We start from the raw sequence: 21,018 nt of genomic DNA on the forward strand, positions 1-21,018 counted from the left end.
CATTCCTCAGCCAGCCTCGGCCTCGAAGGCGCGCGTCGAACCGGCGCGATGAAACGACTGGGTGGGGACGCGAATTAGAGGGGGGAGACCGAGGACCCGAAACGGAGGTGCCGAGCCATGCGATGTCTCGCCGTCCATCCCGGCCCCCTGATGTACACCAGGATCTTCCTGCGGCTGGAGCCGCTGGGCCTCGAGCTGGTCGCCGAGGCGGCCAGGCAGGCCGGCCACGAGGCGAAGCTGATCGATCTGCAGGTCGAGCCCGCGGAGGCCTGCCTCCGGCTGGTCGAGGACTGGCGGCCGGACGCCGTCGCGATCTCCTGCAACTACCTCGCCAACGTCCCCGAGGTCGTCGAGCTGGCCAGGGCGATCAAGGCCCACCGGCCCGGCTGCTTCGTCTTCGTCGGCGGCCACAGCGCCTCCTTCGTCGCCGGCGACCTGCTGGCCCACGCCGAGGGCGCCATCGACTGCGTGCTGCGCGGCGAGGGCGAGGCGGCGATCCCGGCCCTGCTGGAGGCGATCCCCGACGGGCCCGAGGCCGTCGCCCGGGTGCCCGGGGCGATCACCGCCGAGGGCGAGGGCCCGCCGCCCCGCTTCGTCGAGAGCCTCGACGATCTGCGCCCGGCCCGCGACCTGGTGCGGCACCGGCGCAAGTATTTCATCGGCATGCTCGACCCGGTCGCCTCGATCGAGTTCTCGCGGGGCTGTCCCTGGGACTGCAGCTTCTGCAGCGCCTGGACCTTCTACGGCCGCAGCTACCGCACGGTCAGCCCGGAGGTCGCCGCCGAGGAGCTGGCGCGGATCCGCGAGCCCGGCGTCTTCATCGTCGACGACGTCGCCTTCATCCAGGCCCGCCACGGCCTCGCGATCGGCGAGGCGGCGGCCCGGCGCGGCATCAGGAAGCAGTACTACCTGGAGACCCGCGGCGACGTCCTGCTGCGCAACAAGGAGGTCTTCCGGCTCTGGCGCGACCTCGGCCTGACCTACATGTTCCTCGGCCTGGAGGCGATCGACGAGGCGGGCCTGAAGCGCTTCCGCAAGCGCGCGACGCTGGGCCAGAACTTCGAGGCCCTGGACTTCGCCCGCTCGCTCGGCATCCAGGTCGCGATCAACATCATCGCCGACCCGGACTGGGACGAGGAGCGCTTCCGCGTGGTCCGCGAGTGGTGCCTGGAGATCCCGGAGATCGTCAACATCTCGGTCACCACCCCCTACCCCGGCACCGAGATCTGGAACACCGACGCCCGGCGCCTGACGACCCGCGACTACCGGCTGTTCGACATCCAGCACGCCGTGCTGCCGACCCGCCTGCCGCTCGAGCGCTTCTACGCCGAGCTGGTCAGGACCCAGCAGGTCATGAACAGGAAGCACCTGCGCTGGCGGGCGCTGCGCGACTTCGCGCCGGTGATCGCCAGGCTGGCGCTGCGCGGCCAGACCAACTTCTTCGGCATGCTGTGGAAGTTCAACAAGGTCTACGACCCCGCGCTGCTGCTGGCCGACCACCGCCGGCCGCCCACCTGCGAGATGACCCTGCCGCCGCCGGCCCGGGCCAGCGTCGAGCCGCGCTCGCTCTACGTCCACGACAGCGGCGGCCGGCGCAGCCGGGCCCTCGACTCGGCGACCGAGCGCTTCGTCGACGAGACCCGGCTGGGCGCGGCGGAGTAGTTCCTCCGCACCTGGCTCTCAGCTCGCCCGGCGCTGCTCCTGGGCCTCGTAGAGCGCCAGCTCCTCCGCCAGTGCGCGGGCGACGCTCGGCCGCTCGCGCAGGCGCGCGACGTAGGCCTTGAGCACCGGCCAGTCGGCGAGGTTCAGGCTGGTCGCCCGCGACCAGCCGAGCACCGTCACCAGGTAGGCGTCGGCGACGCTGAAGGCCTCGAGCAGGTAGTCCCGCCCTTCCAGGTGGCGCGACAGGAAGTCGAGGCGGCCGCGGCCGACCTCCAGGGCGTAGGCCCTGGCGCCCTCGTTCGACTTCGCGCTCAAGAGCGGCATGAACAGCCCCTTGTGCAGCTCGGTCGCGACGAAGCTCAGCCATTGCCGCAGGCGCTGCCGGCCGGCGGCCTCGGCGGGCGCCAGGCCGGCCTCGGGGAAGCGCTCGGACAGGTGCTGCAGGATCGCGGCGTTCTCGGTCAGCAGCTCGCCCGAGTCCTCGCGCAGCACCGGCACCAGGCCGAGCGGATTGACCGACAGGAAGTCGCCGCCGTCGGCCAGGCGCTTGGCGCGCGCGTCGACCTCGACGAAGGCCGCCTCGGCCCCGGCCTCGTAGAGCGCGATGCGCGAGGCCATCGAGCAGGCGAGCGGCGAGAAATAGAGCTCCATCGGGAATGCCTCCTCAGGATCAGGTCGTTGGGGGTTTGTATTTATGTACCGTGTCGCATAAATTAGGGGCGGTCAAGGATTTGAATGCGAAATGGTACAAAAAAAGAAGGGCCCGCCGCCCCTTCCCGGAGCGCGCCTGCAAGCGCCGCGACGCGGCCGCGGCCGGCCGCCGGCCTACGACCCCGAGGTCGCGCTGGACAAGGCGCAGGAGACCTTCTGGAAGCGCGGCTACGCGGCGACCTCGCTGGACGAGCTGAGCGCCGCCACGGGCATGAACCGGCCCAGCCTCTACAATGCCTTCGGCGACAAGCGCGCGCTCTACCTCAAGACCCTGGAGCGCTACCGGGCGAAGAGCAACGCGGCGGTCGCCGAGGCCTTCACCGACGGCCGGCCACTGCGCCAGGCGCTGCGCGCGATCTGCGACGCCCTGCTGGCGATCTGGCTGTCCGGCGACGAAGGCCCGCGCGGCTGCTACCTGATCGGCACGGCGGTCACCGAGGCCGCGACCGAGCCGGCGGTGCGCGAGCAGCTGCTGGCCTCGATGCGCAGCAGCGACGCCGGCTTCGCCAGGCTGATCGAGCGCGGCGCCGCGCGCGGCGAGGTCCGCCCCGGCAGCGACCCGGCCGCGCTCGGCCGCCTGGCCGCCGCGACGGTCCACACCCTGGCCCTGCGCGCCCGCATCGGCACGCCGCCCGACGAGCTGGCCGCCGTCGTCGAGGCCCTGGTCGACACGGTCTGCGGTCCGGAGTAGGCAGGGCCGCCATCCTGCGGGTGCGGCCGCGCCGTCCCGCCCCCATCTCTTCGGAACGACCACAGCCGAACAGGAGCGCTGCCCATGTCGCGCAAGACCATCGAGGTCGACGACGCCCTCTACGACTACATCATCGAGACCTCGCTGCGCGAGCCGGCGATCCTGGCGGAGCTGCGCGAGGAGACCGCGACGATGCCCGGCGGCGGCATGCAGATCTCGCCCGAGCAGGGCCAGCTGATGGCCCTGCTGGCCGAGCTGATCGGCGCGCGCCGCTACCTCGAGGTCGGCACCTTCACCGGCTACTCCTCCCTGGCCGTGGCGCTGGCCATGGGACCGGAGGGGCGCCTGACCTGCTGCGACGTCTCGGAGGACTACACGGCGGTCGCCCGCCGCTACTGGCAGAAGGCCGGCGTCGCCGAGCGCGTCGACCTGCGCATCGGCCCCGGCCTCGACAGCCTGGACCAGGCCATCGAGGCCGGCGAGAGCGGCAGCTACGACTTCGCCTTCGTCGATGCCGACAAGACCGGCTACCAGGGCTACGTCGAGCTCTGCCACACGCTGCTGCGCAGCGGCGGCCTGCTCGGCATCGACAATGTGCTGTGGGGCGGCGCGGTCGTCGACACGGGCGACAAGAGCGAGGACACCGTCGCGATCCGCCGGCTCAACGCCGCGCTCAGGGACGATCCCCGCTGGAGCCTCTCGCTGGTGCCGATCGGCGACGGCCTGACCCTGCTGCGGAAGCGCTGAGGCGGCCGCGCCCGATCCCGGGGGCACGGCCTCCTCTCGCGCAGGTCAACCGCGCCGGCCGGGCCCGGCGGCGGTCTCGTCGCCGTCGTGGCTCAGCGTCATGTAGACGATGATGGCCGCGATGCCGGCCAGGAAGACGAGGCTGGTGAGCACCGTGCCCAGCCCCAGGCCGCCGTCGGCCGTCGGCTGCGACAGCAGGTCGCCGAACGAGGCGCCCATCGGCCGGGTCAGGATGTAGGCCAGCCAGAAGGCCAGGATGCCGTTCATCCCGAGGGCGTAGTAGGCGAAGGCGACGACCGCGATGACCGCGCCGTAGATCAGGCCGGCCTGCAGGTAGCCGAGGCCGAGGCTCTCCGACAGCAGGTCGCCGGCCGAGGTGCCCAGCGCGAAGGTGAAGAGGATCGCCAGCCAGTAGAAGGCTTCGCGCGAATTCGTGTAGATCGTGTGGATCGACAGCGTCCGCTCGGCCGCGTACCAGGCCGAGAAGGTCACCGCCAGGGCGAGGCCGAAGGCGACCGTCGTGGTCTCGAGGCCGATCCCCAGGTTGTCGACCAGGTTGTCGGAGACCAGGGTCCCGACGACGCTGACCAGCACCACGGTCACCCAGTAGATCCACGGCACGTAGCGTTTCTGGCGGAACTGCAGGAGCAGCGCGGCCCCCAGCACGCCGCACAGGATCCAGGAGGTGTTCGACAGGCCGAGGCCGAGCTTGTCGGCCAGGAAATCGGCCGCGGTCTCCCCGACCGTGACGGCCAGCAGCTTGACCAGCCAGAAGTCGACCGTGACCTTCGGCACCCGGTTGCGGACGACGGCCAGGCCGGCGCCTCCGGCCTTGGCGCTTGCAATCGTGCTCATCGCGAATCTCCGTTCCGTCGAAAGGGATGCGGCCCCGGGAACCCAGGCACCGGCCGCGGCGTCGGCCTGGAGCCCTGAATAGGGCAAGCGACCTCGGGAGCGTCTTTCGGCGGCCTTACCGATCGGTAAGGCCGCGCGCCCCTCGCGGGTGCGGGCGAGGCCGGCCGAGCGGCGCGCGCGCTCCTCAACGATCCGTAAGACTTCGTCAAAGCGCCGCCAAAGCCGCCGGCCTTATGTCGCCTCCGGGGCCCCGCGCGGCGCCGCTACCGGAAGCGCGCGGGGACCACGCCGTCATCCGATCACGGAGCCGCCGACCGGTCCGGACATTCGGGCCGCCAGGGAGCTTCGCGTCGCTTCGGACGGCCGTCGCCAGCGAGCCACAGCACGACAACCGAGAGGTCAGCATGAGTCGTCACGTCGAGGACTGTCTCACCAAGGTCCCGCAGGTCACCCTCGCCTTCTGGATCATCAAGATCGCCGCCACGACCCTGGGCGAGACCGGGGGCGATACCGTCACCATGACCATGAACTGGGGCTACCTGGCCGGCACCGCCCTGTTCCTGGTCGTGCTGGTGGCGCTGGTCGGCGCCCAGATCGTCGCCGACCGCTACCGCCCGTTCCTCTATTGGGCGACCATCGTCGCCTCGACCACCTTCGGCACGACGATGGCCGACTTGGCGGACCGCTCGCTGGGCATCGGCTACACCGGCGGCTCCGCGCTGCTGCTGGCCTTGCTGCTGGCGACGCTCGGCCTCTGGTACCGGTCCCAGGGCTCGATCTCGGTCGAGAGCGTGAGGACCGCCAGGGTCGAGGCCTTCTACTGGGCGGCCATCACCTTCTCCCAGACCCTGGGCACGGCGCTCGGCGACTGGACGGCCGACACCACCGGCCTCGGCTACGCCGGCGGTGCCCTGGTCTTCGGTGCCGGCCTGGCCGTCCTGGTCGCCGCCTGCTACCGGACCAGCGTCTCCCGCGTCTTCCTGTTCTGGGCCGCCTTCATCCTGACCCGGCCGCTCGGCGCCACGGTCGGCGACTTCCTCGACAAGCCGCTCAGTCACGGCGGGCTGTCGCTGAGCCGGCCGCTGGCCTCGGCCGTGCTCGCGGTCTTCATCCTCGGCTGCATCGCGCTGCTGCCGCAGCGCGCGGCGACAGCCGCCGGATCCCATTAGCCGCCGGGCGTCGCCTTACCGAGGGGTAAGGGACCGGCGAAGCGACGCCAAGGCCCAGGCATCAGATCTGCAGCATCGGGCCGCGCCTTCGGCGGCCCGGCCACAGCCAAGGAGATGGCAATGTTCCGTTCCAAGCTCGTTCCCGTCGTGATGGCGACGGCGCTCGCCGTCGGGGCGGCCGGCCTCGCCCAGGCGGAAAGCGGCAAGCACGAGGCCGGCGACCGCCAGGAGATCCAGACGATCCTCTCGGCGAAGACCTCCCTGTCCCAGGCCGTCGCCGCCGCCGAGCGGCAGACCGGCGGCAAGGCGATGGAGGCGGCGCTCGAGCCCCACGCCGGCGGGAGCGCCTACGCGGTGACGATCGCCGAGGCCGACGGCGCGCGGCTGGTGCTGGTCTCGCCCGACAGCGGCAAGGTGCTGGCGGTGACCGCCGCGAAGAGCGGCGGCGACGAGGAGCGCGAGGACGACGACTGATCCTGCGCCGGGGGCTCCGGCACGCGCGCCGGGGCCCCCGCGACAGCCGGCCTGCCCGGCGCTATGGTCGTCCGGCACCGAGGAGCGGACCCGCGATGAAACTCCTGCTCATCGAAGACGACGCCGCCACGGCAGCGCACGTCGTCAAGAGCCTGAAGCAGCACGGCCACGTCGTCGACCATGCCGCGGACGGCCGCGACGGCCTGATGCTGGCGGCCAGCGAGCCCTACGACGTGCTGATCGTCGACCGCATGCTGCCGAGCCTGGACGGCCTGGGGCTGGTCAAGACGATCCGCGGTGCGGGGGTCAAGGCGCCGGTGCTGTTCCTGACCACGCTGGGCGGCATCGACGACCGGGTCGAGGGCCTGGAGGCCGGCGGTGACGACTACCTGGTCAAGCCCTTCGCCTTCGCCGAGCTGCTCGCCCGGGTCAACGCCCTGGCCCGGCGGCCGCCGCCGTCTGAGGAGAAGACCCTGCTGCAGGTCGCCGACCTGGAGCTCGACCTGCTGAAGCGCCGCGTGACCCGGGCCGGCCGGCGCATCGACCTGCAGCCCCAGGAGTTCAAGCTGCTGGAGTACCTGATGCGCCAGGCCGGCCGGGTGGTCACACGCACGATGCTCCTGGAGAACGTCTGGGAGTTCCACTTCGACCCGCAGACGACGGTGGTCGAGACCCACATCAGCCGCCTGCGCGGCAAGGTCGACCAGGGCTTCGACCAGCCGCTGATCCACACGGTGCGCGGCTCGGGATACCGCTTCGGTGACGATACCTAGGGTCCTGCGCACCGGCAGCTTCCGGCTGGCCGCCCTCTACGCCCTGCTGTTCGGCCTCTCGACCGGGCTGCTGTTCGGCATCGTCTACTGGATCGCGACCGACTCGCTGCGCGAGCAGCTGCGGCTGTCGCTCGACAGCGAGCTGGCGGCCCTGCAGGAGGTCGCCGGCGGCAGCGGCGGCCTGGCGCCGGAGATCGCCCGGCGCATCGCCAGCAACGGTGCCCAGCCCTTCTACTACGCCTTGCAGGACGCGGGCGGCCGCCAGATCGCCGGCGACCTGCCGAAGCTGCCCGAGGAGCCGGGCCTGCAGCGCCTGGTGCTGCCCGAGGCTCTCACCGAGCGCGACCGCCCGGGCGCCCCCGACGAGCCCGAGACGGTGCTGCTGGTGCTGGCCCGCCGGCTCGACGACGGCCGGCTGCTGAGCGTCGCGCTCGACACCTTCCGCATGACCGAGGCCCAGGAGGCGATCGTGCGGGCCTTCGCCTGGGCCGCCGCCGCCGGGCTGATGCTCGCGCTGCTCGGCGGCGTGCTGCTCAGCCAGGGCTTCCTGCGGCGCATCGACGAGCTCAACCGGGCGATCCGCGTGATCATGGGCGGCCATCTCTCGGAGCGGATCCAGACCGGGGGCAGCGGCGACGAGCTCGAGGAGCTGGGCCGCAACCTCAACGAGATGCTCGACCGCCTGGAGGCCTCGATGGAGGGCCTGAAGCAGGTCTCGAACGACATCGCCCACGACCTGCGCACGCCGCTCAGCCGCCTCAAGCAGCGCCTGGAGGCCGTGCAGCAGGAAGAAACCGCGAGCCGGGAGGACTACGAGGCGGCGGTTTCCGACGCCCTGGAGCAGGCCAACACCGCCCTCGCCACCTTCAGCGCGCTGCTGCGCATCGCCCAGATCGAATCGGGCTCGCGCCGCGCCAACTTCGCCGAGCTCGACCTCTCGGCGCTGCTCGACCAGCTCGCGATGACCTACGCGCCGGTCGCCGAGGACCTCGACCGCAGCCTGGCCGCCCGCATCGAGCCGGGGATCGGGCTGCGCGGCGACCGCGAGCTGCTGACCCAGCTCTTCGTCAACCTGATCGAGAACGCCCTGCGCCACACGCCTGCCGGCACGCGGATCGAGCTCGCCCTGGCGCGCGACGGCACAGACCTCCTCGCCGAGGTCTCGGACGACGGCCCCGGCATTCCGGCGGCCGAGCGCGAGAAGGTGTTCCGCCGCTTCTACCGCCTGGAGACCAGCCGCAGCACGCCGGGCAGCGGCCTCGGCCTGTCCCTGGTCGGCGCCGTCGCCGCGCTCCACGGCATCGAGATCACCGTCGGCGACAACCGTCCCGGCCTGAAGGTCGTGCTGCGCTTTCCGGAAGCCGGGGCGCCCTGACGGCCGGCGTCAGGACCTCGGGGCAGGCACGGATCCCGTCCGGCCGGACAGCGGACGAGGAGATCGCGCGTCACACCGGTCACCACAGTCATGTATTTACCGTCGATATACTTATTCGTAAGAAAGCGTTCGGGCCGAACGATTTCACCGATCGACCATTCATGGCCTTCCTATTCTAGGAATCGACCGCGGGGCGACGCCTCGACGGCGCCCGATCTCTCATTCGATCAGAGGCCAACACTGCCATGATGTCCCATCACTCCGAAAGCTCCGGCCGCCGCAAGTCCCTGCCGTGGCAGGGCCTCGCGGCGCTGCTGCTCGCCGCCGGCCTCGCCGCCTGCTCGTCGGCCGACCCGAACACCGCCTATCCGCACTCCAGGCCGCACCGGAGAGGGGCGACCTACGAGCAGTCGGACCGGCCGCCCGGCGCGGACGGCCTGGCCCTGTCCGGCCTCCTCGGCAAGGGCGGGAGCGAGGGTGCCGAGAAGGGCGTCGACGGCTTCCTCTGGCAGGCCTCGCTCGACAGCCTGTCGTCCCTGCCCCTGGCCTCGGCCGACCCCGCCGGCGGGGTCATCATCACCGAGTGGTACGCCGCGCCGGACCAGCCCGACGTGAGGCGCAAGGTCGACGTCGTCCTCCAGGGCGGCGATCTCGACGGCGCCGCCGTCCGGGTGTCCGTGTTCCGCCAGGTCCGCGAGGCGGGCGGTGCCTGGAAGAGCGTGCCGGCGGCGCAGAACGCGGACCGCGAGCTGGAGACCGCAATTCTGGCGAAGGCCCGCCAGCTCCGCGACGCCCGCCGGGGCTGAGGCCCCAGCCGATCGGCCGTTGCCGTCCCCGCGGCAAACGCGCTACATGCCGCCGACCCGTCGCGGAACGAACCTCGGGGAGGCGGCATGACCGGCGAGCGCAACGTGCTGTGGATCATGTGCGACCAGCTGCGCTTCGACTACCTGGGCTGCACCGGCCACCCGCACCTCGAGACGCCCAACATCGATGCCCTGGCGGCGCGCGGCGTCCGCTTCGAGCGGGCCTACGTGCAGTCGCCGATCTGCGGCCCGTCGCGCATGTCCTTCTACACCGGCCGCTACGTCCGCTCGCACGGCTCGAGCTGGAACAAGGTCCCGCTGCGCGTCGGCGAGCCGACCCTGGGCGACCACCTGGCCGAGCTCGGCGTGCGCAACGTGCTGGTCGGCAAGACCCACATGAAGGCCGACCTGGCCGGCATGGCTCGGCTCGGCATCGACCCCGCCTCCGACCTCGGGGTGCGCATCGCCCAGTGCGGCTTCGAGCCCTTCGAGCGCGACGACGGCCTGCATCCCGACGGGCCCTACGACCCGGACCCGCCCTACGACCGCTGGCTGCGCGCGCTCGGCTACCAGGGCGACAATCCCTGGGAGGACTGGGCGAACTCGGCCGAGGGACCGGACGGCGAGCTGCTGTCCGGCTGGCTGCTGGAGCATGCCGACAAGCCGGCGCGGGTGAAGGCCGAGCACTCCGAGACGGCCTACATGACCGACCGCGCCATGGCCTTCATCGAGCAGGCCGGCGCCGACGAGCGGCCCTGGTGCCTGCATCTCTCCTACATCAAGCCGCACTGGCCCTACATCGCGCCGGCGCCGTACCACGCGCTCTACGACGCCCGCCACGTGCTGCCGGTCGTGCGCGACGAGGCCGAGCGCCGCGACCCGCACCCGGTCTACGCCCGCTACCTGGAGGAGCGCTTCAGCCGCGCCTTCGCCCGCCAGGGCGTGCGCGAGCGGGTGATCCCGGCCTACATGGGGCTGATCCGCCAGATCGACGACGAGCTCGGCCGCCTCTTCGCCTTCCTGAAGCGGCGCGGCCTCTGGGAGAGGACGCTGATCGTCTTCACCTCGGACCACGGCGACTACCTGGGCGACCACTGGCTCGGCGAGAAGGAGCTGTTCCACGAGTGCTCGGTCAGGATCCCGCTGATCGTCGTCGACCCCTCCCCGGCCGCCGACGCGACCCGCGGCAGCGTCTCGGACCGCCTGGTCGAGTCGATCGACCTGGCACCGACCTTCCTCGAGTTCTTCGGCGGCGCGGCGAAGCCGCACGTGCTGGAGGGCCGCTCGCTGCTGCCGCTGCTGCGCGACGACGGCTCGGCGCCGGCCCGGCCCTTCGTGGTCAGCGAGTACGACTATGCGATGCGCCGGGCGCGCACGGACCTCGGCGTGCCGATCTCCGACGCGCGGCTCTGGATGGTCTTCGACGGGCGCTGGAAGTACGTCCACGCCCGGGGCTTCCGGCCGCTGCTCTTCGACCTGGAGAGCGACCCGGACGAGTTCCGCGACCTCGGTGCCGACCCGGCCTTCGCCGACCAGCGGGCGCGGCTGCACGCCTGCCTCTCGGACTGGGCGCTCCAGGGCGCGAGCCGCATCACCCTCTCCGACGCCGAGATCGCCCGGGCGACGGACCGCGAAGTGCCGGCCGGCATCCTGATCGGCTACTGGGACGAGGAGGAGGTCGCGGAGGCGCGGCGCCTCGGCAGCGGCGTGCCGCTCTAGAAGGTCAGGGCAGCGCCTTGCTCTCGACCTTGGCGCCGGTGCCGATGCCGAGGCGCTCGGCGGTGCCGCCGGGCAGCTCGAGCACGGCGATGACCGGCCGGCGCGAGGAGATGCTCTCGGTGCTCATCGGCGTCGTGCGCTCGGCGATGCGCACGACCCGGCCGTCCTCGGCGATGAACAGCATGTCGAGCGGGATCAGGGTGTTCTTCATCCAGAAGGCGGTCATCTGCGCCGAGGGCAGGACGAAGAGCATGCCGGCATCGGGCGCCAGCTCCTTGCGGAACATCAGGCCGCGCGCCATCTGCGGCGCGGTCGTCGCCAGCTCGACGTGGAAGGGATGGTGCTCGCCGTCCCGGGTCACCACGGTCGCCTCGCCCTTGCCGAACTCGACGGCCTCCTGGGCCGGCGCGGCGGCGAGCGGCAGGACCGTCAGGGCGAGGACGAGCAGCAGGCGGGACAGCATGGCGCCGACCATGCCGCAGCCCGCGACGGCGGGCAAGATGGCGAGTGCCGCAGCCGAATCGGTCGCAGCACCGGCCCTCAGGCCAGCACGGCCCGCGCCATCGCCCGGATCTCGTCGCGGATCGCGCCGGGGCGCGGCGGGTCGGCGAGGGTCGTGAACCAGCGCTCGGGCGGGTTGCGGCCACGGCTGTGGCGCCAGCTCAGGGCGCGCAGCAGAGCCTCGGCCTCGGCCGGCAGGCGCTCGGGGATCGCAAAGCCGTTGACCGTCGCCCAGACCCCGGCCCAGGCGCGGCCGACCGACCAGGGATTGTAGCCGCCGCCACCGGTGACCAGGCGCCGCGGCGCCGTCGGCAGCACCGTCGCGACGGCCCGCCAGAGCGCCAGGTTGGACAGCGAGAGGCGGCTCAAGGGATCGTCCTCCAGGGCGTCGGCGCCGCACTGCACGACCAGGGCCTCGGGCTCGAAGGCCTCGATCAGCGGCAGCACCGCGGCCTCGACGAGGAAGGCCAGCTCGCTGTCGTTGAAGCCGGGCGGCACCGGCAGGTTGCGAGCCGCCCAACCGCCCTCGGGGCCGCCGGCGCGGTCCGCCAGGCCGCCGGGGCCGCCGGGCTCGCGCGGCTTCATCGGCCAGCGCCCGGCCTCGTGGATCGAGAGGGTGAAGACCCGGGGGTCGTCATGGAAGGCGTCCTGCACGCCGTCGCCGTGGTGGGCGTCGAGGTCCAGGTAGAAGATCCGCTCGAGGCCACCGTCGAGCAGGGCGAGGATCGCCAGCACGGGATCGTTGAAGTAGCAGAAGCCGCTGGCCCGGTCCGGCCGGCCGTGGTGGGTGCCGCCGGCCGGGCTGTAGATCGTCGCCGGGCCATGGTCCGGCGGCAGGGCGGCGAGCAGCCGGCCGGCCTGGATCGAGGCGCCGCAGGCCGTCGCCGGGCGGCGGAAGATCTCCGGGAACACCGGGTTGCCGTTGACGCCGATGTTGAAGCGCGCCTTGGCCTCCTCCGAGACCGCCTGCCCGGCCTCGGCGGCCTGGACCGCGGCGACGTAGGCCGGCGCGTGGAAGCGGGCGAGCTCGGCCGGCGTCGCGCGCGGGCTGTCGAGGTAGCGCCCCTCAGCGACCCAGCCGAGCGCCCGGCAGAGGTCAAGCGCCGTCGAGACCCGCGGGATCGCCAGCGGATGGCGGCTGCCGTAGGTCGAGCGCCGGTAGATCTCGCTGCCGATCAGCAGCGGCCGGTCGAGGGCCGGAGTCGGGGCCGGAAGCGGGATCTGGGAACCCTCCATGGTCTTGCCGCATCTTCCTGGCAGCACTGCTATCCTTCTGCAATCTGGACCGTCCGCGGTCGCGGAAAAGGGAGACCCCGATCGATGCCCCGCCGCCTGCCCGCCACCCTCGCGCTCTGCCTCGCCGCCGCGGCCCTCGCCGGACTCGGCCCGGCCGGCCGGGCCGCGGCCCAGACCGTCAAGCCGGTCGAGGTCCAGCCGGTGCAGCCGGTCCAGCCGGTGACGCCGCTCCTGCCGGCCAAGCCCGCCCAGGCGCCGAAGAGCGCCCAGAGCGACGCCGAGCGGCAGGTCACCGCGCTGATGTACCACCGCCTGATGGCCGAGGTGCTGCGCACCGGCATCCGCCAGCAGACCCAGGCCGGCGGCAGCGCCGTCGGCGAGGTCAATCCCTATCCCAGCGTGACCTCCGGCAAGGCCCTGGCGGTCTGCGTCAACTGGCCGAAGACCACGCTCGACCGGGTCAACTGGGGCGGCTTCGCCTACCGCTACGGCGCGACCGTCTCGACGGAGCAGCTCGAGGCCCTGAAGGCGCGCACCCTCGACGACTGCCGCCACGCCTACGCCGGCCGCGACTGCGGCTGCCAGCTGCTCGACGTCGACGACCGCGACGTGCTGGAGGTGCCGGAGAGCTTCATGAAGGAGTACGGCCGCTTCTGAGGCAGGCCCGGGCCCCGAGAATAGGGCTGGACCGGCGTCCGCCGAGGCGGCATCCCTTGGCGCGTGCGCGCCTTGCTCCGACTCCGCTCTCTTTCGTCGTCCCCGCGACGGCGGGGGCTCGCCGTCCTCGTCCTGACTGTCCTGCTCGCACCCGCGGCGGCCCGCGCCGCGGAGCCGGTCGCCGACCCCGCGCAGCAGGTGCGCGCCGCGCTCTATCACATGCTGATGGCCGAGATCCTGAAGACCGGCGTCGAGACCGCGACCGACAACGCGCGCTGGTCGATCGGCAAGGTCAATCCCTACCCCGGCCTGAAGGGCGACAAGGTGATCGCCGCCTGCGTCAACTGGGACAAGACCTCGCTCGACCAGATCGACTGGTACGGCTACGCCTACTACTACGACCGCGCCGAGCCGCGGCGTAGCGGCGACGAGAAGCACATGAAGCTGCTCGAGGACACGGCGAAGGACGACTGCCGGCGCTACGAGGCGACGAATCCCTGCCGCTGCCAGGTCGTCGACCGCAACGATACGGACGCCTTGAGCCTGCCCGAGTGGTTCGTCCGGGCGCACATCCGGCCGAAGGCCGCGCCATGACCCCGGCGACGGAGCTCGCCGCCGCCGCCCCGGCGGTGCGGGTCGAGGGCGCGCACCTCGCCTTCGGCGGCACCCTGCTGTTCGACCGCCTGTCGCTGGTGCTGCCGGCCGGCCGCACCTCCTGCCTGCTCGGCCCCTCCGGCGTGGGCAAGTCGAGCCTGCTGCGCCTGATCGCCGGCCTCGCCCACGGCGCCGAGGGCGAGGTCGTCGACGAGGACGGCCGCAGCCTGGCCGGCCGGGTCGCCTACATGGCCCAGCGCGACCTGCTGCTGCCCTGGCTCTCGGTGCTCGACAACGTCCTGCTCGGCGACCGTCTGCGCGGCCGGCCGCCGCGGCGCGAGCGCGCCCTGGCGCTGCTCGCCGAGGTCGGCCTGGCCGAGCGCGCCGCCGACCGGCCGGCGGCCCTGTCCGGCGGCATGCGCCAGCGCACCGCCCTCGCCCGCACCCTGATGGAGGACAAGCCGGTCGTGCTGATGGACGAGCCCTTCTCGGCGCTCGACGCGATCACCCGCTTCGCCCTGCAGGAGCTGGCGGCCCGCCTGCTGGCCGGGCGCACGGTGCTGCTGGTGACCCACGATCCGCTGGAGGCGCTCCGGCTCGGCCACGAGATCCGCGTGCTGGCCGGCCGGCCGGCGCTGCTCGGCGCGGCGATCGAGCCGGCCGGCACGCCGCCGCGCGACCCGGCCGATCCCGCCGAGCGCGGCCTGCTCGACCTGCAGGCCGAGCTGCTGCGCCGCCTGACCGCGGCCAGGGACGCGTGATGGCGGTCCTGCGCCCGCTCCTGGTGATGCTCGGCCTGCTGCTGGCCTGGCAGCTCTTCGTCTGGGCGACGGCGATCCCGCCCTACCTGCTGCCCGGGCCGCTGCTGGTGCTGGAGACCGCCGTCGCACGCTGGCCGGTGCTGCTGCGCAACGCCGGCGTGACGCTCGGCGAGATCCTGCTCGGCCTCGCCTGCGGCCTGCTGCTCGGCGCCGGCTCGGCGCTGGCGCTCAGCGCCCTGGCGCCGCTGCGCCGCTGGCTGCTGCCGGTGCTGGTGGTCAGCCAGGCGATCCCGGTCTTCGCCCTGGCGCCGCTGCTGGTGCTGTGGTTCGGCTACGGCCTGTGGAGCAAGGTCGCGATGGCGACCCTGATCATCTATTTCCCGGTGACCGCCGCCTTCTACGACGGCCTCAGGCGCTGCGATCCCGGCTGGCTCGATCTCGCCCGCTCGATGGACGCGAAGCCCTGGCGCAGCTTCCTGCACATCCGCATCCCGGCGGCGCTGCCGGCCTTCTTCTCGGGCCTCCGCGTCGCGACGGCGGTGGCGCCGATCGGCGCCGTGGTCGGCGAATGGGTCGGCTCCTCGGCCGGCCTCGGCCACCTGATGCTCAACGCCAACGCGCGCCTGCAGGTCGACCTGGTCTTCGCCGCGCTGCTGGTGCTGGCGCTGATCGCCGTCGCGCTCTACTTCGCCGTCGACCGCCTGGGCCGCCACCTCACCGCCTGGCAGCCGGAGGGGTGATCCCCGGCGCGGGGATCGCGCCCGGTCAGCTGAGGAAGCGCAGCCAGATATAGACGTTGGCCATGGCGACGTGGATCAGCATCAGGCCGAAGGCATACTTGGTGTAGGCCCAAAAGCCGAAGCGGATGCCGTTGCGCTCGGCGATGCCGGCGACCGTCAGGTTGGCCGAGGCGCCGATCAGCGAGCCGTTGCCGCCCAGGCAGCCGCCCAGCGACAGCGCCCACCACAGCGGCATCAGCTTGTCGGGGCCGCCGAAATCCGCCCCCATCGACTTGATCAGCGGGATCATGGTCGCGACGTAGGGGATGTTGTCGACGATCGCCGAGAGGATCGCCGAGGACCACAGCACGACGTAGGTGGTCAGCGCGAAGTCGCCGCCGGTCGCGCGGACCAGCTCCTTCGACAGGTAGGCCAGCACGCCGGTCACCTCGAGGCCGTGGACCACGACGAACAGGCCGACGAAGAAGAAGATCGTGATCCAGTCGACCTCGCCGAAGGTCGCGGTGACCTTCTCGTGCTGCTTCTCGATCTCGCGGTGGTGCTCGATGTTGTGCAGCAGCATCAGCACGGCGGCGCCGAACAGCGCGATGGTGCCCGGCTCCAGGTCGAGCGTCTTGGCCAGCACGAAGCTGGTCAGCACGCCGCCGATGACGATCAGCGAGTAGATCAGCAGCGGCCGGTCGGTGATCGCCGCCCGCTCGTCGAGCGCCATGACGGCGGCGCGCGCCTGCGGCTCGGCGTGCATCTTGCGGCCCCAGAACAGGTGGGTCGTCACCAGCTGGACGGCCAGGATCAGCACGATGACCGGCGCCACGTTCAGGATGAAGGCGTTGAAGCCGAGGCCCGTCGCCGAGCCGATGATGATGTTCGGCGGATCGCCGATCAGGGTCGCCGTGCCGCCGATGTTGGAGGCCATGATCTCGGCGAACAGGAAGGGATAGGGCGGCACGCCGAGCTGGCGCGTCACCGCCAGGGTCACCGGCGCGATCAGCAGCACCGTCGTGACGTTGTCCAGGCAGGCCGACAGCACGGCGGTCGTCGCCGAGAGGATCAGCATCATCAGCCAGGGCTTGGCCCGGCCGAGCTTGGCCGAGCGGATGGCGAGGTACTCGAACATGCCGCTCTGGCGGGCGATCGAGACCAGGACCATCATGCCGGTCAGCAGCGCGATGGTGTTGAAGTCGATGCCCTTGATCGCCTGCTGCTGATTGAGCACGCCGGTGACGATCATCAGGCCGGCGCCGAGCAGGGCGATGATCGAGCGGTTGAGCCGCTCGGCGATGATGAACACGTAGATGATCACCAGCAGCCCGGTCGCGACCCACGCCGGATCCAGCCCGAAGATCACGCCTGCCGTCCCTGTTTCGCCCATCGCCGCTCTACCTCGTTCCCTGCCGTTGCTCGCCGGTCGCCGCCGGCCCCCGATGCGCGGCCCCCCGCCCCCGGATCGCACGACGGCCGCGCCGCCGGCACCCGGCCGCAGCGCCGGTGCCCGAGTTCCGCCGTTTCGGCAGGGGCGTCGTCGCCGACTGTGGAGGAGCTCCGCCGGAGGAAATCCCGGCGGAACGGCCGCGCAAGCGGCGTCAGACCTATACCACGGCATGCTTTCTGTCATCCATCGCGCGGCCGCCCCTGCCCGGCGCCGGCTGCAATTGGCGAAAGCGCCGCAAGCCGTTAGGCTTTGCGGCAAAGCTCCGGTCGACAGGATCGAGGCACCGCGACACCAAGGAGGGGTGAGCCATGCAGATGTCGGGCGAGTATCGGATCGAGGCACCGCGCGAGAAGGTCTGGCAGGCGCTCAACGACCCCGAGGTGCTCAAGGCCTGCATTCCCGGCTGCGAGAGCCTGGAGAAGGGCGGCGACAACCAGTTCGAGGCGACGGTGCGCGCCAAGGTCGGGCCGGTCAGCGCCAAGTTCAACGGCTCGGTGACGCTGAGCGACATCGTCGAGGCGGAGAGCTACACGATCTCCGGCAGCGGCAAGGGCGGCGCCGCCGGCATGGCGAGCGGCGGCGCCAAGGTGCGGCTGGCCGACGCCGAGGGCGGCGCCACGACGCTCGGCTACGAGGTCGAGGCCAAGGTCAGCGGCAAGATCGCGCAGATCGGCGCGCGCCTGATCGATTCGACCGCCAAGAAGTACGCCGACGAGTTCTTCGCCAAGTTCCGCGAGATCGTCGAAGGCGCCGGCGGCGAGGCCGCGGCGGCAGCGCCGGCTCCGGCCGCGGCGGCTGCGGAGCCCGCCCCGGCTCCCGCGCCGGCCGCGGCGGCGACGGAAGCGCCGGCTGCGGCCCCAGCGCCGGCACCTGCTCCGGCGCCTGCCCCGGCCCCGGCCCCGGCGAAGAAGGGGCTGTCGCCGATCGCCTGGATCTCGGTCCTGATCGCCATCGTCGCGATCCTGCTGGTCATCTTCGCGCTCGGCTGAGATCTCCACCCGGCTGTCACGGAAACGCCATCGGCCTGCAAACAAGTCATTGAAAGCTCCGTGCTTTCGGGTCGCAGCGTGGTCCGTCGGCCGGCCTTGACCGCGTCACACCCACGGACCACACTGCCCGCAGCGGTCGAATTGCGGTGCAGGGGACGGCACCGAGCGGGCGGCTTTCGCCCGGTCTGTTCCTCCTCTCGCCCGACCTGCCAAGAACCACGAGCCGCCGGGCCACGTCTGTCGTGGATCGGTGACCGGCGGCCAGCGCATCAGGAGGGAGAGGCATGCTCACCGTTTCCATGACGGTCAATGGCAAGCAGGTCTCGAAGGAGGTCGAGCCGCGCACGCTGCTCGTCCAGTTCCTTCGGGAGCATCTGAGCCTGACCGGCACCCATGTCGGCTGCGACACCAGCCAGTGCGGCGCCTGCGTCGTGCATGTCGACGGCACGTCGGTGAAATCCTGCACCATGCTGGCCGCCCAGGCCGACGGCGCCACCGTGACCACCATCGAGGGCCTTGCCCAGGACGGCGAGCTGCATCCGATGCAGGCCGCCTTCAAGGAGCATCACGGCCTGCAGTGCGGCTTCTGCACGCCGGGCATGGTGATGAGCGCGGTCGACCTGCTGAAGCACAACCCCGACCCGAGCGACCGCGAGATCCGCGAGTGGCTGCAGGGCAACATCTGCCGCTGCACGGGCTATCACAACATCGTCAAGGCCATCCAGGCCGCGGCGCAGTCGATGAGGGGGTGACGAGATGGCGGACTCCGGAATTGGCAGCCGCACGACGCGGCGCGAGGACAAGCGCTTCCTGACGGGCAAGGGCCGCTACACCGACGACATCAACCGTCACGGCCAGGCCTACGCCTACTTCCTGCGGGCGCCGGTCGCCCACGCCCGGGTGACGGGCATCGACACCTCCGCGGCCGAGACGGCACCGGGCGTCGTCGCCGTCTTCACCGGCAAGGACATGGAGGCCGACGGCGTCGGCTCGCTGCCCTGCGGCTGGGTCGTCACCGACAAGCACGGCCAGCCGCACAAGGCGCCGCCGCACTTTCCGCTGGTCCGCGACGCGGTGCGCTACGTCGGCGACCACGTCGCCATGGTCATCGCCGAGTCGGCCGCCGAGGCCAAGGACGCCGCGGAGCTGATCCAGGTCGACTACGAGGAGCTGCCGGCGGTCGTCGACCCGATGCAGGCGCGCAGCAGCCAGCAGATCCACGAGGCCGCGCCCGAGAACCTCTGCTACGACTGGGAGCTCGGCGACAAGGCGGCAGCCGACGCGGCTTTCGCCAAGGCGGCCCACGTCACCAAGCTCGACCTGATCAACAACCGCCTGGTGCCCAACGCCATGGAGCCGCGCGCGGCGATCGGCGAGTGGGATTCGGGCACCGACGAGTACACGATCTACTCGACCAGCCAGAACCCGCACCTGCTGCGCCTGATCCTCTGCGCCTTCGTGCTCGGCCTGCCCGAGTCCAGGGTCCGGGTCATCGCGCCCGACGTCGGCGGCGGCTTCGGCTCGAAGATCTTCGCCTACGCCGAGGAGACGGCCTGCACCTGGGCCTCGAAGAAGATCGGCGGCCGGCCGGTCAAGTGGACCGCCGAGCGCGGCGAGGCCTTCCTGTCCGACTGCCACGGCCGCGACCACGTCACCCACTGCGAGCTGGCGCTCGACGCCGACGGCAGGTTCCTGGGCATGAAGGTCGACACTACGGCCAACATGGGCGCCTATCTGTCGAGCTTCGCGACCAGTGTGCCGAGCTACCTCTACGCGACGCTGCTCGCCGGCCAGTACACGACGCCGGTGGTCTACGCCAACGTCAAGGCGGTCTTCACCAACACGGCGCCGGTCGACGCCTACCGCGGTGCCGGCCGTCCCGAGGCGACCTACGTCGTCGAGCGGCTGGTCGAGATCGCGGCCCGCGAGACCGGCCGCGACCCGGCCGAGCTGCGCCGGCTCAACTTCATCAAGCCGGACCAGTTCCCCTACCAGACGCCGGTCGCACTGATGTACGACATCGGCGACTACGAGCCGTCGCTCGACAAGGCCCTCTCGATGATCGACTATAAGGGCTTCGGGGCGCGCAAGGCGGCCTCTGAGGCCAGGGGCAAGCTGCGCGGCATCGGCCTGTCGGCCTACATCGAGGCCTGCGGCATCGCGCCCTCGGCGGTGGTCGGCTCGCTCGGCGCCGGCGTCGGCCTCTGGGAATCGGCGACGGTGCGCTTCAACGCCACCGGCACGGTCGCGGTGATGACCGGCGCCCATTCCCACGGCCAGGGGCACGAGACGACCTTCGCCCAGCTGGTCTCGGAGAAGCTCGGCATCCCCTACGAGAACGTCGAGATCGTGCACGGCGACACCGGGCGCATCCCGATGGGCATGGGCACCTACGGCTCGCGCTCGCTGGCGGTCGGCGGCTCGGCGATCGTCAAGGCCTGCGACAAGATCATCGCCAAGGGCAAGAAGATCGCCGCCCACCTGATGGAGGCGAGCGAGGGTGACGTCGAGTTCGCCAACGGCCAGTTCACGGTCGCCGGCACCGACAAGTCCAAGGCCATGGCCGAGATCGCCTTCACCGCCTACGTGCCGCACAACTACCCCGAAGGGGTCGAGCCGGGCCTGGACGAGACCGCATTCTACGACCCGCTCAACTTCACCTATCCCTCGGGCGTGCACATCGCCGAGGTCGAGATCGACCCCGACACCGGCATCACGACGATCGCCGACTGGGTCGCGGTCGACGACTTCGGCAACGTCATCAACCCGATGATCGTCGAAGGACAGGTCCACGGCGGCATCGCCCAGGGCGTCGGCCAGGCGCTGCTCGAGCACACGGTCTACGACCGCGATTCCGGGCAGCTGCTGACCGGCAGCTACATGGACTACGCCATGCCGCGGGCCGACAACTTCCCGACCTTCCGGGTCGAGACGACGACCTCGGCCTGCACCCACAACCCGCTCGGGGTGAAGGGCTGCGGCGAGGCCGGCGCGATCGCTTCCCCGGCGGCTCTGATGAACGCGATCACCGACGCGCTCGGCGTCGAGATCGACATGCCGGCGACCCCGGAGAAGGTCTGGCGCGCCGCCCAGGCCAAGCTCCGCGTGGCCGCCGAGTAAGGGAGG

Annotated in this window: 21 protein-coding genes; 16 read left to right on the forward strand and 5 right to left on the reverse strand. The window is 71.7% G+C overall.

Annotated features, from left to right (window positions below):
* Positions 1–117 precede the first annotated feature (117 nt).
* Positions 118–1,662: a hopanoid C-3 methylase HpnR gene (gene hpnR / locus B9O00_RS28125; RefSeq protein ID WP_085126049.1), complete on the forward strand. Its 1,545-nt coding sequence runs from the start codon at positions 118–120 to the stop codon at positions 1,660–1,662.
* 18 nt (positions 1,663–1,680) lie between these two features.
* Here the strand turns inward: hpnR and B9O00_RS28130 are convergent, their stop codons facing one another.
* Positions 1,681–2,313 (reverse strand): glutathione binding-like protein, encoded by a 633-nt coding sequence (locus B9O00_RS28130; RefSeq protein ID WP_085126050.1) that lies wholly within the window; start codon positions 2,311–2,313, stop codon positions 1,681–1,683.
* A 91-nt stretch (positions 2,314–2,404) separates the two neighbouring features.
* On the opposite strand from B9O00_RS28130, the gene B9O00_RS28135 reads away from it, so the two are divergent.
* Complete coding sequence (locus B9O00_RS28135; protein ID WP_085126051.1) at positions 2,405–3,064, forward strand: TetR/AcrR family transcriptional regulator; 660 nt, start codon at positions 2,405–2,407, stop codon at positions 3,062–3,064.
* 84 nt (positions 3,065–3,148) lie between these two features.
* On the forward strand, positions 3,149–3,811 hold the full coding sequence (locus tag B9O00_RS28140; protein WP_085126052.1) for a class I SAM-dependent methyltransferase: 663 nt from the start codon (positions 3,149–3,151) through the stop codon (positions 3,809–3,811).
* Between the two features lie 45 nt (positions 3,812–3,856).
* Here the strand turns inward: B9O00_RS28140 and B9O00_RS28145 are convergent, their stop codons facing one another.
* A complete protein-coding gene (locus tag B9O00_RS28145; RefSeq protein WP_085126053.1) occupies positions 3,857–4,666 on the reverse strand; it encodes a COG4705 family protein in 810 nt (269 codons plus the stop codon).
* Between the two features lie 404 nt (positions 4,667–5,070).
* On the opposite strand from B9O00_RS28145, the gene B9O00_RS28150 reads away from it, so the two are divergent.
* The 6 genes from B9O00_RS28150 (at position 5,071) to B9O00_RS28175 (ending at position 10,982) form a co-directional block, all read left to right on the forward strand.
* The gene (locus B9O00_RS28150) at positions 5,071–5,835 is read left to right on the forward strand and encodes a COG4705 family protein (RefSeq protein ID WP_085126054.1); all 765 of its coding nucleotides are present in this window, start codon (positions 5,071–5,073) and stop codon (positions 5,833–5,835) included.
* Between the two features lie 120 nt (positions 5,836–5,955).
* On the forward strand, positions 5,956–6,309 hold the full coding sequence (locus B9O00_RS28155; protein ID WP_085126055.1) for a PepSY domain-containing protein: 354 nt from the start codon (positions 5,956–5,958) through the stop codon (positions 6,307–6,309).
* A 95-nt stretch (positions 6,310–6,404) separates the two neighbouring features.
* Complete coding sequence (locus B9O00_RS28160; protein WP_085126056.1) at positions 6,405–7,082, forward strand: winged helix-turn-helix domain-containing protein; 678 nt, start codon at positions 6,405–6,407, stop codon at positions 7,080–7,082.
* Positions 7,069–8,457, forward strand: coding sequence for a sensor histidine kinase (locus B9O00_RS28165; protein ID WP_085126057.1), 1,389 nt, complete (start codon positions 7,069–7,071; stop codon positions 8,455–8,457). Before B9O00_RS28160 ends, B9O00_RS28165 begins: the two co-directional genes overlap by 14 nt.
* A gap of 245 nt (positions 8,458–8,702) precedes the next feature.
* Positions 8,703–9,263 (forward strand): DUF3576 domain-containing protein, encoded by a 561-nt coding sequence (locus B9O00_RS28170; protein WP_085126058.1) that lies wholly within the window; start codon positions 8,703–8,705, stop codon positions 9,261–9,263.
* Positions 9,264–9,350: 87 nt separating this feature from the next.
* Positions 9,351–10,982, forward strand: coding sequence for an alkaline phosphatase family protein (locus tag B9O00_RS28175; protein ID WP_085126059.1), 1,632 nt, complete (start codon positions 9,351–9,353; stop codon positions 10,980–10,982).
* Between the two features lie 4 nt (positions 10,983–10,986).
* Here B9O00_RS28175 and B9O00_RS28180 read toward each other — a convergent pair whose 3' ends face one another.
* Positions 10,987–11,481, reverse strand: coding sequence for a DUF192 domain-containing protein (locus B9O00_RS28180; protein WP_235017219.1), 495 nt, complete (start codon positions 11,479–11,481; stop codon positions 10,987–10,989).
* A gap of 41 nt (positions 11,482–11,522) precedes the next feature.
* Entirely contained in the window at positions 11,523–12,719 is a 1,197-nt protein-coding gene (locus B9O00_RS28185) for an acetoin utilization protein AcuC (RefSeq protein ID WP_085126060.1), read from the reverse strand.
* Between the two features lie 84 nt (positions 12,720–12,803).
* Between B9O00_RS28185 and B9O00_RS28190 the strand changes: the two genes are divergently transcribed.
* The 4 genes from B9O00_RS28190 to B9O00_RS28205 all read left to right on the forward strand — a co-directional run bounded on the left by B9O00_RS28190 (position 12,804) and on the right by B9O00_RS28205 (position 15,471).
* Positions 12,804–13,376 (forward strand): hypothetical protein, encoded by a 573-nt coding sequence (locus B9O00_RS28190; RefSeq protein ID WP_085126061.1) that lies wholly within the window; start codon positions 12,804–12,806, stop codon positions 13,374–13,376.
* 198 nt (positions 13,377–13,574) lie between these two features.
* Positions 13,575–13,970 (forward strand): hypothetical protein, encoded by a 396-nt coding sequence (locus B9O00_RS28195; protein ID WP_085126062.1) that lies wholly within the window; start codon positions 13,575–13,577, stop codon positions 13,968–13,970.
* On the forward strand, positions 13,967–14,731 hold the full coding sequence (locus B9O00_RS28200; protein ID WP_085126063.1) for an ABC transporter ATP-binding protein: 765 nt from the start codon (positions 13,967–13,969) through the stop codon (positions 14,729–14,731). Before B9O00_RS28195 ends, B9O00_RS28200 begins: the two co-directional genes overlap by 4 nt.
* Complete coding sequence (locus B9O00_RS28205) at positions 14,731–15,471, forward strand: ABC transporter permease (RefSeq protein ID WP_085126064.1); 741 nt, start codon at positions 14,731–14,733, stop codon at positions 15,469–15,471. Before B9O00_RS28200 ends, B9O00_RS28205 begins: the two co-directional genes overlap by 1 nt.
* A 25-nt stretch (positions 15,472–15,496) precedes the next feature.
* Here the strand turns inward: B9O00_RS28205 and B9O00_RS28210 are convergent, their stop codons facing one another.
* On the reverse strand, positions 15,497–16,819 hold the full coding sequence (locus B9O00_RS28210; RefSeq protein WP_200808690.1) for an ArsB/NhaD family transporter: 1,323 nt from the start codon (positions 16,817–16,819) through the stop codon (positions 15,497–15,499).
* A 392-nt stretch (positions 16,820–17,211) separates the two neighbouring features.
* Here B9O00_RS28210 and B9O00_RS28215 point away from each other — a divergent pair, with 392 nt between their 5' ends.
* The 3 genes from B9O00_RS28215 (at position 17,212) to B9O00_RS28225 (ending at position 21,012) form a co-directional block, all read left to right on the forward strand.
* Entirely contained in the window at positions 17,212–17,892 is a 681-nt protein-coding gene (locus B9O00_RS28215; RefSeq protein ID WP_085126066.1) for an SRPBCC family protein, read from the forward strand.
* A gap of 284 nt (positions 17,893–18,176) precedes the next feature.
* Complete coding sequence (locus tag B9O00_RS28220) at positions 18,177–18,644, forward strand: (2Fe-2S)-binding protein (protein WP_085126067.1); 468 nt, start codon at positions 18,177–18,179, stop codon at positions 18,642–18,644.
* A gap of 4 nt (positions 18,645–18,648) precedes the next feature.
* Positions 18,649–21,012 (forward strand): xanthine dehydrogenase family protein molybdopterin-binding subunit, encoded by a 2,364-nt coding sequence (locus B9O00_RS28225; protein WP_085126068.1) that lies wholly within the window; start codon positions 18,649–18,651, stop codon positions 21,010–21,012.
* Positions 21,013–21,018: the final 6 nt, after the last annotated feature.

The sequence above is a fragment of the Tistlia consotensis USBA 355 genome, assembly GCF_900177295.1.
In the GTDB taxonomy this organism is placed as follows: domain Bacteria; phylum Pseudomonadota; class Alphaproteobacteria; order Kiloniellales; family DSM-21159; genus Tistlia; species Tistlia consotensis.

Bases quoted from the DNA above. Each gene is read 5' to 3' on its own strand.
- B9O00_RS28190 (WP_085126061.1), top strand. From the start codon at position 12,804: ATGCCCCGCCGCCTGCCCGCCACCCTCGCGCTCTGCCTCGCCGCCGCG.
- B9O00_RS28145 (WP_085126053.1), bottom strand. From the start codon at position 4,666: ATGAGCACGATTGCAAGCGCCAAGGCCGGAGGCGCCGGCCTGGCCGTC.
- B9O00_RS28215 (WP_085126066.1), top strand. From the start codon at position 17,212: ATGCAGATGTCGGGCGAGTATCGGATCGAGGCACCGCGCGAGAAGGTC.
- B9O00_RS28130 (WP_085126050.1), bottom strand. From the start codon at position 2,313: ATGGAGCTCTATTTCTCGCCGCTCGCCTGCTCGATGGCCTCGCGCATC.
- B9O00_RS28155 (WP_085126055.1), top strand. From the start codon at position 5,956: ATGTTCCGTTCCAAGCTCGTTCCCGTCGTGATGGCGACGGCGCTCGCC.
- B9O00_RS28150 (WP_085126054.1), top strand. From the start codon at position 5,071: ATGAGTCGTCACGTCGAGGACTGTCTCACCAAGGTCCCGCAGGTCACC.
- B9O00_RS28170 (WP_085126058.1), top strand. From the start codon at position 8,703: ATGATGTCCCATCACTCCGAAAGCTCCGGCCGCCGCAAGTCCCTGCCG.
- hpnR (WP_085126049.1), top strand. From the start codon at position 118: ATGCGATGTCTCGCCGTCCATCCCGGCCCCCTGATGTACACCAGGATC.
- B9O00_RS28200 (WP_085126063.1), top strand. From the start codon at position 13,967: ATGACCCCGGCGACGGAGCTCGCCGCCGCCGCCCCGGCGGTGCGGGTC.
- B9O00_RS28225 (WP_085126068.1), top strand. From the start codon at position 18,649: ATGGCGGACTCCGGAATTGGCAGCCGCACGACGCGGCGCGAGGACAAG.
- B9O00_RS28175 (WP_085126059.1), top strand. From the start codon at position 9,351: ATGACCGGCGAGCGCAACGTGCTGTGGATCATGTGCGACCAGCTGCGC.
- B9O00_RS28205 (WP_085126064.1), top strand. From the start codon at position 14,731: ATGGCGGTCCTGCGCCCGCTCCTGGTGATGCTCGGCCTGCTGCTGGCC.
- B9O00_RS28135 (WP_085126051.1), top strand. From the start codon at position 2,405: ATGGTACAAAAAAAGAAGGGCCCGCCGCCCCTTCCCGGAGCGCGCCTG.
- B9O00_RS28160 (WP_085126056.1), top strand. From the start codon at position 6,405: ATGAAACTCCTGCTCATCGAAGACGACGCCGCCACGGCAGCGCACGTC.
- B9O00_RS28220 (WP_085126067.1), top strand. From the start codon at position 18,177: ATGCTCACCGTTTCCATGACGGTCAATGGCAAGCAGGTCTCGAAGGAG.
- B9O00_RS28140 (WP_085126052.1), top strand. From the start codon at position 3,149: ATGTCGCGCAAGACCATCGAGGTCGACGACGCCCTCTACGACTACATC.
- B9O00_RS28185 (WP_085126060.1), bottom strand. From the start codon at position 12,719: ATGGAGGGTTCCCAGATCCCGCTTCCGGCCCCGACTCCGGCCCTCGAC.